The organism is Bacillus sp. FSL K6-2944 (assembly GCF_038005385.1).
GTDB classification, from domain to species: domain Bacteria; phylum Bacillota; class Bacilli; order Bacillales; family Bacillaceae_G; genus Bacillus_A; species Bacillus_A cereus.
Genome location: NZ_JBBOTE010000001.1, coordinates 2,509,417 through 2,521,933 on the forward strand (window position 1 = coordinate 2,509,417; position 12,517 = coordinate 2,521,933).

Here is a 12,517-nt window from a genome sequence, read left to right on the forward strand (position 1 = left end):
TAAAGTACGATTTATTTTCATATCTAAAAATAATTATTGAACATCGTATCCTTGATCTTCGATTACAGCAACGATATCTTTTAATGTGACAGCAGACGAGTCGATAGTAACTTCAACAGTTCCTTCTGCTAATTGAACCTTCACTTGTTCAACACCGTTTAGCTCTTTCACACTGCTTTCGATAGCATTTACACAATGTCCACAAGACATACCTTCAACCTGTAATGTTAACTGTTCCATTTAAAATCCTCCTCTTGTTTATTCATTGTTTGTTAATCACAATTACATCTTACCATACCCCCCTAAGGTAATCAATGATTTTGTATCATGATTTTTCAATTATTTTCTAAAAGTTTATTTTACACACACTTTTTCACTACAATACACCCAAATCCAATATGAGGGTAAACAAAAAAACAAGCCAGTTAAATACTAGCTTGTTTTTACGCTTTTGAAAAACGTTCAAATACTGTCATTAATTCTTCAATTGCTTCGTCACCATTTCCATTTTTAATAGCTCCTGAAACACAATGACTCGTATGATTTTTGAGAACGCCCATTCCTACTTTTTTCATCGCTGCATTAATCGCTGAAATTTGCACTAAAATATCTACGCAATAACGATCATTTTCAATCATGTTTTGAATACCGCGGACCTGTCCTTCAATTCTCTTTAATCTATTTATAATCTGTTCTTTTTCTTTTTCTGATCTATGTGTTACTGCTTCATGCTCTTTATGATCCATATTATCACCTTCTTAAAGTTTCTCTTCATCCAATAAAACAATTGTTTTTTATGAGTATACCAATTATAGCATTAAATATCTACGCATGATACCCCATAAGAGTATATTTACACTTTATGATTATTCTTAACAACGCATTAGCTTCTTAATCTCAATTTTCAGTATACCCTTTCCTTTTTGTCAAAAAATCATTATATCTCTCATCAAAATTCAATAAAGTGAAACAAGAATAAGCGGGGATTACCCGCCCCCGCTTATTCTTCGTCTATAATGTTTTAATTTAAATTTTCAGATATTTAACCCAAGAATTTTTTCTTTCCATATATAATTATTGCTGATCACATACTTTTGTATCATTCACTACTGAAGTTCCTTCAACGGTTACCGTATGAAAACAGTCATTTACTCGAACTGTCACAACATTATCTTGCCGATCAATGATATGATATTCATTAAAATTTTTATTTAGAGCACTGCGAATTTGTTCTCCTTCATAAATTGGAATGCCATGTGATAGAACCCAAATAAGTCCAGCGATAGCAAGAATTGTTTTCATACGATCTACCTCCTTGGGAATATAGTGAACTTTTCATCCATGCTTTTTCAGCTCTACGAATCCTGATTGTAATAAACCAAGCCTTTTGGAAATAAGTTCATTTCGTCTATTTTATGTTTATGCTAATTGTGACCGAATTGTGACAACTTTTTGTCTCTTTAGACGAAAAGTTGAAACAAAACTTTCGAAAAGGACAATTCTACACATTAAAAAAGGTTATGGAATGTTTCATCCATAACCTTTTTTCCTATACGTAACTAATAAACCTCAATCCTTTACTTAAAGACGTCGGCACAACAGATGCATGATTCTCCCCTTCAGCTTCATAAAACTTAAATTTAAGTTTATCGTGGTTTACTTGGAGAAGGCGCTCTGATAATTCATTTGCACCTACAACCATATGCTCTCGTTCAAGTGATCCAACTGTAAGGAACACTCCTGTTTCAAACTTAGCATTGTTTAATTCAATTATAAGGTTCTCTTCTTTTTCAAGAACGGATTTATTATTCCACCATATAGATGGACTACTAATAAAATAATTTTGAAAAGCATTCAAGTTTGTAAATAGTATATGCAAAGCGAATAGGCCACCTAAAGAATGCCCAAATAAAGTTTGCTTACCTTTATCAATCTCAAAATTCTTTTCAATTTGTGGTTTCAGTTCTTCTTCAATAAAAGTAAAGAAATTATGTGCTCCTCCTGTTTTAGGCCACGGTTTACCGTCTGGTTTTAAAGGGGCATCTTTTGAAATTACGCTAGGCGTAAAATCATAGCACCTTTCTTCCCCTGAAAATGCGCCTTCAATTGGATAACCCACTCCTACTATAATAGCTGGTGAAACACCGGTTTTTTTCCGCTCTTACTGATTGTATTTTAACTGCTTCATGAAATGTTTGAAAAAAGGCATTGCCATCTAATACGTAAATGACAGGATATCCTGAATCCGGTGCTGGTTGCTTCGGCTTTGAAATATGAATTTGATATTCCTTACCTTCTAATTTTGAATACATTTTCCACTGCTCTGTATTAGATGTTATAATCTGCTGTTTTTCAACTGTAGTATTCACCCTATCCCCCCCTTTTTAACTTGTTACATATATTTCGATTTTTTCTTCTTGAGATACAACGCTATCATAACCGAAACAAACAGGAGCCCCGTTATACGGATCAATCATGACACGCGCATCAATATGAAATACTTCTTTTAACACTTCATTTGTAATGATTTCTTCTGGGCTACCAGTTGTAACAATTTCGCCTTCCTTCATTGCAATAATTTCATCTGAAAACCTTGATGCATGGTTAATATCATGTAATACCATAACAACCGTACAATTATGTTCTTTATTTAACTTCTCCACAATTTGTAATACATCTAATTGATGAGACATATCAAGGTATGTAGTTGGCTCATCTAATAGCAACACTTCTGTCTCTTGTGCTAATGCCATCGCTAGCCATACCTTTTGTCTTTGACCACCTGATAAATTTGCAATTTGTCTCGTTCGAAATTCAGAAGTTTTCGTTATATCTAATGCCCAATCAATCATTTCTTTATCTTTTGTCGTTAACTTATTTACGTTATTTCGATGTGGATAGCGTCCATAAGAAATTAATTCTTCCACTTTAAGCTCACCTGGTGCAATTGGAGTTTGCGGGAGTAAAGCTAACTGCTTCGCAATTTCTTTCGTTGGAATTGTATGTAAATCCTGTCCTTGCAAATATACTTTACCGCTTTTTTGTTTTAAAATTCTTCCCATTGTTTTTAACAATGTCGATTTACCGCAACCGTTTGGACCTATAATTGTCGTTACTTTTCCTTCTTGTATTTCCACATTTAAATCGCGAAACACTGTAAGCTTTTCATAACTTGTTTCTAAATTTTTTGCACTTAAAATACTCACTTTTATTCCTCCTCTTACGCTTTCGCCTTATAAAGTAAATATAAGAAATACGGTACACCGACAATAGAAATAACGATTCCCACTGGTAGCTCTACAGGTGTAAAAACTGTTTTCGCAATAAAGTCTGAAGCAATTACAAGAAACATTCCGATTACGCCGCACGTAGGAATTATATACTTATGTTGAATACCGACAAGCCTTTTCGCTATATGCGGTGCCATTAAGCCAATAAAACCGATACTCCCTGAAACAGCAACACATGCGCTCACAAGCCCGATACTACTTAATAGTAAAATCGATTTCTCTCTTTCTACTGAAACACCTAAACTTGTAATACTCGTTTCTTCCAATTGAAATAAATCTAATAAATAAGCTTTCTTTTGTATAAGCGGAATTAAGATAATAAGCCATGGTAACATAGCCACAATATACTTCCAGTTTGCACTATATATGCTTCCAGACACCCACACTGCGGCCATTTCAAAATCAGTTGACTTCATTTTGAGTGATAAGTACATAGAAAAGGCTCCAAATCCTGATCCAATTGCAATCCCTGTTAATAAAAGTCGCTGCGAATCTAATTTACCGTTTTTCCAAGAAAACAGATAAATGATGATAGCTGCACCTAATCCGCCTACTAAACCAAACATTGGCATCATCATAATAGAAACCCAGTCTGTGCTTTTTAATTGCCCTTGAAAGAAAAACATAAAAATGACAATCGCTGTTCCTGCTCCGGCATTTACGCCTAAAATACCTGGGTCCGCCAACCCATTTCTCGTAATCCCTTGAATAACGGCACCCGCAACACCAAGGCCTAATCCTACTAATCCAGCAATTACGATGCGCGGAAGGCGAAACTCAAAAATAACTAAATCATGTTCTGGTACTGGATCAATTCTAAACAGTGTTTTAAATACATCTGTAATCGTAATGTCGAACGTACCATTTGTTAAACTAATATAAATAGCACATAGTATTAAAAATATAATAATCCCCATCGTCATTCCGAAACGTTGACTTGAACTTTTAAGCATGTTTCTCTCCTCCTCTAGTACGGATTAAATAAAGGAAGAAAGGAATTCCAATTAAAGAGGTAACGACTCCAATAGGTGTTTCAAATGGATAGTTTACAAATCTACTCAAAACGTCACATAACGCTAAGAAAACGCCACCAATAACACCTGCACATGGCAAAATCCACTTATAATCTACCCCAATTATAAAGCGCGTAATGTGCGGAATAATTAAACCTACAAAACCAACTTTCCCCACTAAAGCAACTGCTGTTCCTGTTAAGAAAATTACCGATAAAATTGCCATCGCTTTAACTAGTTTTGTACGTTGCCCTAAATTAATAGAAACCTCTTCGCCTAATGAAAGAATGGTAATAGATTTTGATATTAACAATGCTAAAATTATTCCAATTATCCCAAACGGTATCGTGATTTTAATGATATTAGGATCTACTTGATCTAACTTTGCATTAAACCAAAAACTAACATTTTGAGAAATTTGGAAATACGAAGCCATTGCAGCCGATACACTACTTAAAAATGTTCCAATAACTGTTCCTATAATCGCTAACCTAACTGGTGATAAGCCATTTTGAAGGAGCGAACCAAAACCAAACACGATACCGGCTCCTAGTGCAGAACCAATCATTGAACATACAACCATACCAATTGATGACATTCCCGGAAGAAAAATCATGCTAAGTGTAATAACAAAGGCAGCGCCATCCGTCACACCCATAATAGAAGGGGATGCAAGATAGTTTCTTGTCATCCCCTGCATAAGTGCTCCTGATATGGCTAGAAATGCTCCGACTAAAAGAGCTGCAACTACCCTTGGTAAACGTGAAGTAATAATAATATTATGATTTACATCGCTTGAATCAAAATGAAATAATGCGTTCCACACTGTTTCAGCGTCAATACTTTTTGCCCCATACAAAATCGAAAGTATAATTGTAAATAAGATGAGTATAGGTGCTATACATAATATAGTTACTGGTACTGCATTTGTTTTCTGCATATCATTCAACGCACCTTACTTATTGTATTATTTAGATAAATTTTTCACGGCTTCTTTTAAGAATGCTGTTTTACTCCAAGCTGTACCACCTTGTGCCATTGGATCTACAACATTTACAAATACTTTCTTTTCCTTCGCAGCATTCATACTTTGCCAAATTGGATTACTTTCAATTTCTTCTAACACTTTCGGGTTTTTATTTTCACTTGCCTCATATTGTAAGAAAATATAATCTGGGTTAAGTTCAGCAAGTTTTTCAAATGAAATTTTCTCTTGTGCTTTTACAGTTTTCAATTGTTCTGGAGCAGTTAGTCCAAGATCTTTATAAATTACAGGATTGAAGTATACTCCTTCTGGATATAGGAATAATTCGTTTGCTCTTAGTCTTATGACAAGTACTTTTTTATCTTTTAACTTATCTCCTAGTTTTGCTTTTGCTTTTTCAGCGTCCGAATTGTAATCCTTAATAATTTTTTCGGCTTTATCTTTTTTACCAGTTAATTCTCCCATTAACTTTAAGTTATCTTCCCAATTTGTTGAAACGTGTGATACCGGGAATGTAGGAGCTACTTTCGTAAACTTTTCAGCTGTTTCTGCTGGGAATTTCGTACTCGATGTAATAACATCTGGTTTTAATTGTAGTAATGTTTCGAAATTGGGTTGCATTTTCTCACCAACAGATTTAGCACCTTCTAACTCTTTTTCAAGATATTTTGGTAATTTACCACCTACAGTAATGGCACCAACTGGTTTAATTCCAAGTACTGCCGCATCTTCCATTGACTCTAAACTAGCTGTCGCAATTTTATCTACTTTTGCTGGCACTGTATACTCTTTACCTAAATATGTGATTTTTCGTTTTTCATCTTTTTTCGTTTCCGTAGCTTTTGTCTGTTGTTTTTGCTCGCCTGAAGTTTTATCCGCACTATTACATGCCGCTAAACCTACACTTAAAACTGTAACCATCCCTAAAGTAAATAATTTCTTGTTCATCTTTATATGTCTCCTCTCGAATTTTCAAACTATATTCTCAATAAAATTTAACTATATGAACCTTGTCCCATATATATATTTCATTAGATTAATAATTTTATCCAGAACTCATTCCCGTTCACTTCCCCTAGACTATAATTCTTTTACGCCTTCATCACTTGATAATCATTTTCACTGATAATGATTATCGTTACTAAGTATATATTTAATATGAAATTATTTCAAGAATGATTTGAAAAATTTTAACAAACTGAATTAAAAAAAGAAGTATCTCCCTAATATTAGGGAGATACTTCTTTTTTTTAGAAATTTATATGTAATTCAACTGGACAATGGTCTGACCCCATTACTTCACTATTAATTTTCGCTTCTGTTATTTGGTCTTTCATTCTTTCCGAAACAACAAAATAATCTAAACGCCATCCGATATTTTTCGCTCTCGCGCCCATACGATACGACCACCACGAGTATGCACCTTCTTGATTAGGATAAAGGTAACGATATGTATCAATAAATCCTTCTTCTAAAATACATGAAAATTTCTCTCGTTCCTCATCAGAGAATCCAGGATTTTCACGATTACTTTTCGGATTTTTCAAATCGATTTCTTTATGAGCAACATTTAAGTCTCCACAAAAAATAACTGGTTTCTTCTCATCTAATCGTTTGATATAGGACCTGAAATCATCTTCCCATTTCATTCTGTAATCTAATCGTTCTAATCCACGTTTTGAATTTGGTGTATATAACGTTATCATGTAAAAATCTTCGAATTCTAAAGTAATAAGTCGCCCTTCTTGATCATGCTCTTCAATGCCTAAACCATATGTAACTGAAAGCGGTTCTTTTTTCGAAAAAATAGCAGTTCCTGAATATCCTTTTTTCACAGCATAATTCCAGTATGTATAATATCCCTCTAAATTTAAATCAATTTGCCCTTCTTGTAATTTAATCTCTTGTAGACAAAATATGTCAGCACTTGATTCCTCAAGATATTCCCAAAATCCACCTTTTGCGATAACAGCTCGCAAACCATTTACATTCCATGAAATTAACTTCATTTATAGTCCTCCTCTTGATGTTTATTTCCAAATTTCATGCTATCACAAAATAGAAAACAATCATATTTTCACCTTTGTAATCTTGCTCTTACATTTATGAATACATACATACGCACTTTATTCAGGTTATACTAATTTCAGAGATAATATGAAGCGACCTCCTAGATTATCAAGTCAGGGATTTTAACCCATAATAATGAATGAAAACATTATGAATGGGGTTATACCCTATGATAATAGGAGGCCACTATGGAAAATATAATCTATATTGGGATGGATGTCCACAAGGAAAGTTTTAGCTTATGTGCACTACACGGAACAACTGGGGAAATTGTAAGAGAAGCACGATGTGCTTCAAATGTATCTCTCGTAAAAAAATTCGTTGAGAAACTGAAAACAAAATATGGTGAAGATATAAAAATTAAAGCTGGATATGAGGCTGGTTGTTTAGGGTATTCACTTCATAATCTTCTTGAACAAAATGGAATTGATTGTGATATTTTAGCTCCCACAACAATGTACAGTTCATCAAAAAATAAAATGGTTAAAAATGATAAATTCGATGCCAAAATGATTGCTCTTAATTTAGCAAATGGCACCTATAAAGAAGTATATGTTCCAGAAGAAGAGGATGTTGCCGTGAAAGAGTATATCCGCATGTTAGGTGATTTTAAAACATCTTTGAAAAAAATAAAACAACAGATAAAAGCATTCCTTTTAAGGCATGGCTATGTGTATGAAGGGAAATCAAGCTGGACAATCGCTTATATGAAATGGTTAAAGAATCTTGATCTACAAGGATTATTCAAAGAAACGTTAGGCGAATACCTATTACAGTATGATGTTCTAGTCGATAAAATTGAGCGGTTCAGTCTGAGATTAGAAGAATTATCTCATCGTGAAAGGTACGAAGAACCAATCGCAAATTTAAGATGCTTAAAAGGTATAGATACAACATCGGCAATGACTGTTCATGTGGAAATTGCAGACTTCACTCGTTTTCCCACGGCTAAAGCATTTATGGCTTATGTAGGATTGACACCAAGCGAAAGCTCAAGTGGAGAAAAAATCAGTCGACGTTCGATTACAAAACAAGGAAATTCGACCGTTAGGTCTACTCTTGTAGAATGTGCAAATGCGTTGGTAAAAGGAACAATCGGATTAAAATCGAAGCGAGTGAAAGCAAGACAAAAAGGGCAACGAAGCGAAGTGATTGCTTATGCGGATCAGGCTGTAGAAAGGTTACAAAGAAAATATTATCGCATGATATATCAAGGGAAACCTAGAAATGTTGCCGTTACAGCTATCGCAAGAGAACTGGGGTGTTTTATATGGGGATTAGAAACAGGTAAAATTCACCGAAAATAAAGAGGGAAGGATATGAAGTTGATTGATTCATTCATAGTTAGAAACCAAAGGTATCAATTGATGGCATAGATGAGCTTCAGAGATAGTGAATTACAGGTCTGGCTATCTATGACTCACCTCTTCTGGCATGGCTGAAATTCTGATAAACAAGCTATTTATTAGAATTTGAAAAGGTGTGATCCACGCAGTGAGATTATAAGAGCCTAACGACGAACCATTAACCTGAGGTAACCAATCCACGAATAACAGAGTGGTTAACTGTCGATAGATCTTATTTCTGAAGCTTTTGTATGCCATCAAGAAAAATATTATGGGTGAAAAACTATTGACAAAGGTCACTTCATAACAGGTGATGTTCTATGCACAATGAAGGAGTTACATTAACAAATGAGTATTGGCAAGCAATTATTCATAATGATTCTTCCTATGATAGCAAATTCTTTTATGCTGTGAAATCAACTGGAATCTTTTGCAGACCATCATGCAAATCAAGAATACCGAATAGAAACAATGTACGAATTTTTCATCATGCAGAGCAAGCATTAAGTGAGAACTTTCGCCCGTGCAAACGTTGTAAGCCAAATGGGATCACTTTACCTAATGAAGAGTGGGTAGAACAAATTAAAGACTATATCGAAAAGCATTATGACGAATCCTTAACTCTCGACATGCTTGCGGAAATGTGTCACGGTAGCCCTTTTCATTTACAACGTACTTTCAAAAGAATAATAGGGTTAACTCCTATAGAATATATACAACAATTCAGGGTTCTTAAAGCAACCGAATACCTTTTACACACAAATCAATCTATTAAAGAAATTAGTACTGCTGTCGGGATAGAAAACCCAGAGTATTTCGCAACTTTATTTAAAAAGAAAACCGGATTTACTCCTACTGAATATCGAAAAAAGAACGAAATGAAAGAGGGATACGATAATGAATTCCTACAAAAATAATTATATATATTGGACGCTACTTACACATAAAAATTGGCGATTTCATATTGCTGCAACTGAAAACGGACTATGTTTCATTGGATCACAAGACGAAAACTTTGAAGAATTAAATATATGGGCTAGAAAAAAACTGCCCCAACATATATTGACCCATAGTCCAGATTACTTGCAAATATATACGCAAGAAGTTATCGAGTATTTAGAAAACAAGCGAGAAACTTTTACATTTCCTATCGATGCTTATGGAACTAATTTTCAATTATCTGTTTGGAATACGGTACGTGAAATTCCTTATGGAAAGACATATTCTTATACAGAAATTGCTGAAAGAATTCAAAAACCTAAAGCTGTGCGCGCCGTTGCTTCTGCTATTGCTGCTAACCCTCTTCTTATCACCATTCCTTGTCACCGCGTTATTGGGAAGAATGGGAAACTAACCGGATTTAGGGGTGGATTAGAAATGAAGAAAAAATTGCTTACATTAGAAAAGTTGCAGGTGGAATTCATATGACAGCAGAATATAATAGCGTATTATCTATAGCAGTTCCAAAAGAATTTTGTTTCCAAGAAAATTTACGTTATCTATCACGCTCTAACAATGAATGTATGTTCCATATTGAAGATAACAAAATTTATAAAGTTATCCCTGTTCAAGATGTAAATCCTTTAGTTGAAATTAGTGTGAATACAGATGGGAATATTCAAATACGTTGTTTAGAAGAACCATATACATCTGAAAAATCGATACGTGAAGCTGTAGTTAACTATGTAAAAGAATGGTTTGATTTAACTACTGATTTAGCCCCATTTTATACATTAGCTAAACATGATTTACTCCTTCAAGGACCAATTGAACAATATTATGGCCTTCGTACTTTAGGCATTCCAGACTTATTTGAGGCACTTTCCTGGGGAATTATCGGTCAACAAATTAACCTAACATATGCTTATACACTAAAAAGGAGATTAGTTGAGCAATTTGGAAGTTATGTAGAATGGGACGGTAGAAAACATTGGATATTCCCATCACCTGAAACAATTGCAAATCTACATGTAGAAAATCTTCAACAATTAAAAATGACGACTAGAAAATGTGAATATTTAATCGGTATTGCGAAGCTTATTACAGAGAGAAAATTATCAAAAGAGGATTTACTGCAAACACAAGATGTAAAGGTTGCTGAGAAACAATTAACTGCTATCCATGGTATAGGACCATGGACTGCCAACTATGTTTTAATGCGTTGTTTAAGATTTCCTTCGGCTTTTCCAATTGATGATGTTGGTCTGCATAATGCAATTAAATTTATAACAGGTTCCGAAAATAAACCGACAAAAAATGAAATAAAAGATTTCGCGGCAAACTGGGCTAATTGGGAGTCTTATGCGACTTTTTATTTGTGGCGAGTACTATATTAAAAGAACCAAGTAGCACATTCGTACTACTTGGTTCTTTTTTAAGCTTGCTCCTCAAAACGTCTTGCAATTTCCACAATAACTTGAACGGCTTTTTCCATAGTATCTACCGAAACATACTCAAATTTACCGTGATAGTTTTCACCACCAGTGAAAATATTCGGCGTCGGTAATCCCATATATGATAATTGTGATCCATCTGTGCCTCCGCGAATCGGATGAATATTTGGTTCAATGTCTAAACTTTTCATTGCTTCATATGCAATATCAACAATTTCTCTTACCGGTTCAATTTTTTCAAGCATGTTATAGTATTGATCATTCATTTCTAAAACGACTGCATCTTCGCCATATTTTTCTTGCATAGTCTTCACAATATTTTTAACGTTATTTTTACGTGCCTCAAAATTTTCACGATCAAAGTCTCGAATAATATAATATGCTTTACTTTGCTCAACATCACCATTTAAAGAAAGTAAATGATAGAATCCTTCATAGCCTTCTGTATATTCTGGCGCATCTTCTACTGGTAAATACCCATTAAACTCCATAGCAAGTTTAGTAGCATTGCGCATTTTATTTTTTGCTGTTCCAGGATGTGTATTCGTTCCGTTAAACGTTAACTTAGCACCTGCAGCATTAAAACTTTCATACTCTAAACCACCTAATGGACCTCCATCCATCGTATAAGCGAATGATGCACCAAACGCTTCTACATCAAAATGCGCTGGCCCACGACCAATTTCTTCATCCGGTGTAAATGCTACTCTTATTTTCCCGTGCTTAATTTGTGGATTATGTATTAAATGGTTCATTGCAACCATAATTTCTGTAAGACCAGCTTTATCATCTGCTCCTAGAAGTGTTGTACCATCAGTTGTAATAATGGTATGTCCTTTATATGATGGTAATTCCGGGAACTGCTCTGGTGTTAACACAACATTTAGCTCTTCATTTAACGTAATTGCATTACCATCAAAATTTTCATGAATTTGTGGTTTGACGTTTTTCCCTGTAAAGTCTGTTGCCGTATCTAAATGGGCTAAAAATCCGATTACAGGAACATCCTTGTCCGTATTAGCTGGAAGTGTTGCCATTACATAGCCATTATCATCCATCGTTACTTCTGTTAAACCAATTTCTTTTAGCTCTTCCACTAATAACTTACCAAACTCAATTTGTCCTGGTGTTGTTGGTACTGTATGACTTTCTTCATTTGATTGCGTATCAATTTTTACATATCTCGTAAATCTTTCAATAAGTTCTTGTTTCAAGTTCATTCACTCCCTTTTATGTTCCTCCCTCCATTATAATCCTTAAAACGAAATATTTTAACTTTTTTGACTGTGAAGATGTATATTTCATTTACATTGTTAACACTTTTACATAACAAAAAGAAAATTAGTGAACATATTTAAAGTACAGCTTAATACAAATAAATTCACCCTATTTACGACTCTCATCGCAAATAGGGTGTTTC

13 protein-coding genes and 1 pseudogene are annotated in these 12,517 nt (G+C 34.3%); 4 read left to right on the forward strand and 10 right to left on the reverse strand.

Annotation, left to right across the window (positions count from 1 at the left end; all coding sequences use genetic code 11):
* Positions 1 to 33: 33 nt before the first annotated feature.
* The 9 genes and pseudogenes from copZ to MHH55_RS12705 form a co-directional block, all read right to left on the reverse strand.
* Entirely contained in the window at positions 34 to 240 is a 207-nt protein-coding gene (copZ, locus tag MHH55_RS12665; RefSeq protein ID WP_000436973.1) for a copper chaperone CopZ, read from the reverse strand.
* A gap of 203 nt (positions 241 to 443) precedes the next feature.
* Positions 444 to 746 (reverse strand): metal-sensing transcriptional repressor, encoded by a 303-nt coding sequence (locus MHH55_RS12670; RefSeq protein ID WP_000349637.1) that lies wholly within the window; start codon positions 744 to 746, stop codon positions 444 to 446.
* Between the two features lie 328 nt (positions 747 to 1,074).
* Positions 1,075 to 1,302 (reverse strand): hypothetical protein, encoded by a 228-nt coding sequence (locus MHH55_RS12675; RefSeq protein ID WP_000849103.1) that lies wholly within the window; start codon positions 1,300 to 1,302, stop codon positions 1,075 to 1,077.
* 247 nt (positions 1,303 to 1,549) lie between these two features.
* Positions 1,550 to 2,369: pseudogene (locus tag MHH55_RS12680) on the reverse strand (alpha/beta hydrolase).
* Between the two features lie 15 nt (positions 2,370 to 2,384).
* Positions 2,385 to 3,206 (reverse strand): ABC transporter ATP-binding protein, encoded by an 822-nt coding sequence (locus MHH55_RS12685; RefSeq protein WP_000025766.1) that lies wholly within the window; start codon positions 3,204 to 3,206, stop codon positions 2,385 to 2,387.
* 14 nt (positions 3,207 to 3,220) lie between these two features.
* A complete protein-coding gene (locus MHH55_RS12690; RefSeq protein ID WP_000920450.1) occupies positions 3,221 to 4,243 on the reverse strand; it encodes a FecCD family ABC transporter permease in 1,023 nt (340 codons plus the stop codon).
* The gene (locus tag MHH55_RS12695) at positions 4,236 to 5,243 is read right to left on the reverse strand and encodes a FecCD family ABC transporter permease (protein WP_078186845.1); all 1,008 of its coding nucleotides are present in this window, start codon (positions 5,241 to 5,243) and stop codon (positions 4,236 to 4,238) included. Before MHH55_RS12695 ends, MHH55_RS12690 begins: the two co-directional genes overlap by 8 nt.
* Positions 5,244 to 5,270: 27 nt before the next feature.
* Complete coding sequence (locus MHH55_RS12700) at positions 5,271 to 6,236, reverse strand: iron-hydroxamate ABC transporter substrate-binding protein (RefSeq protein WP_001035506.1); 966 nt, start codon at positions 6,234 to 6,236, stop codon at positions 5,271 to 5,273.
* A gap of 302 nt (positions 6,237 to 6,538) precedes the next feature.
* Positions 6,539 to 7,297, reverse strand: coding sequence for an exodeoxyribonuclease III (locus MHH55_RS12705; RefSeq protein WP_078186844.1), 759 nt, complete (start codon positions 7,295 to 7,297; stop codon positions 6,539 to 6,541).
* Between the two features lie 249 nt (positions 7,298 to 7,546).
* On the opposite strand from MHH55_RS12705, the gene MHH55_RS12710 reads away from it, so the two are divergent.
* The 4 genes from MHH55_RS12710 to MHH55_RS12725 all read left to right on the forward strand — a co-directional run bounded on the left by MHH55_RS12710 (position 7,547) and on the right by MHH55_RS12725 (position 11,040).
* On the forward strand, positions 7,547 to 8,665 hold the full coding sequence (locus MHH55_RS12710) for an IS110 family transposase (RefSeq protein ID WP_340880263.1): 1,119 nt from the start codon (positions 7,547 to 7,549) through the stop codon (positions 8,663 to 8,665).
* Between the two features lie 359 nt (positions 8,666 to 9,024).
* Complete coding sequence (locus MHH55_RS12715; RefSeq protein WP_000551322.1) at positions 9,025 to 9,621, forward strand: bifunctional transcriptional activator/DNA repair enzyme AdaA; 597 nt, start codon at positions 9,025 to 9,027, stop codon at positions 9,619 to 9,621.
* Positions 9,602 to 10,132, forward strand: a complete 531-nt coding sequence (locus tag MHH55_RS12720; protein WP_001089840.1) for a methylated-DNA--[protein]-cysteine S-methyltransferase — start codon at positions 9,602 to 9,604, stop codon at positions 10,130 to 10,132. The genes MHH55_RS12715 and MHH55_RS12720 overlap by 20 nt, the downstream gene beginning before the upstream one ends.
* Positions 10,129 to 11,040 (forward strand): DNA glycosylase, encoded by a 912-nt coding sequence (locus tag MHH55_RS12725; protein ID WP_000123521.1) that lies wholly within the window; start codon positions 10,129 to 10,131, stop codon positions 11,038 to 11,040. The genes MHH55_RS12720 and MHH55_RS12725 overlap by 4 nt, the downstream gene beginning before the upstream one ends.
* 38 nt (positions 11,041 to 11,078) lie before the next feature.
* Here the strand turns inward: MHH55_RS12725 and pepT are convergent, their stop codons facing one another.
* Positions 11,079 to 12,311, reverse strand: a complete 1,233-nt coding sequence (pepT, locus tag MHH55_RS12730) for a peptidase T (protein ID WP_002164459.1) — start codon at positions 12,309 to 12,311, stop codon at positions 11,079 to 11,081.
* Positions 12,312 to 12,517: the final 206 nt, after the last annotated feature.

What these genes read in the sequence shown, in the direction of transcription:
- copZ (WP_000436973.1), bottom strand. Translation starts at nt 240, where the DNA reads ATGGAACAGTTAACATTACAGGTTGAAGGTATGTCTTGTGGACATTGT.
- MHH55_RS12720 (WP_001089840.1), top strand. Translation starts at nt 9,602, where the DNA reads ATGAATTCCTACAAAAATAATTATATATATTGGACGCTACTTACACAT.
- MHH55_RS12670 (WP_000349637.1), bottom strand. Translation starts at nt 746, where the DNA reads ATGGATCATAAAGAGCATGAAGCAGTAACACATAGATCAGAAAAAGAA.
- MHH55_RS12705 (WP_078186844.1), bottom strand. Translation starts at nt 7,297, where the DNA reads ATGAAGTTAATTTCATGGAATGTAAATGGTTTGCGAGCTGTTATCGCA.
- MHH55_RS12715 (WP_000551322.1), top strand. Translation starts at nt 9,025, where the DNA reads ATGCACAATGAAGGAGTTACATTAACAAATGAGTATTGGCAAGCAATT.
- MHH55_RS12675 (WP_000849103.1), bottom strand. Translation starts at nt 1,302, where the DNA reads ATGAAAACAATTCTTGCTATCGCTGGACTTATTTGGGTTCTATCACAT.
- MHH55_RS12710 (WP_340880263.1), top strand. Translation starts at nt 7,547, where the DNA reads ATGGAAAATATAATCTATATTGGGATGGATGTCCACAAGGAAAGTTTT.
- MHH55_RS12690 (WP_000920450.1), bottom strand. Translation starts at nt 4,243, where the DNA reads ATGCTTAAAAGTTCAAGTCAACGTTTCGGAATGACGATGGGGATTATT.
- MHH55_RS12725 (WP_000123521.1), top strand. Translation starts at nt 10,129, where the DNA reads ATGACAGCAGAATATAATAGCGTATTATCTATAGCAGTTCCAAAAGAA.
- MHH55_RS12700 (WP_001035506.1), bottom strand. Translation starts at nt 6,236, where the DNA reads ATGAACAAGAAATTATTTACTTTAGGGATGGTTACAGTTTTAAGTGTA.
- MHH55_RS12695 (WP_078186845.1), bottom strand. Translation starts at nt 5,243, where the DNA reads ATGCAGAAAACAAATGCAGTACCAGTAACTATATTATGTATAGCACCT.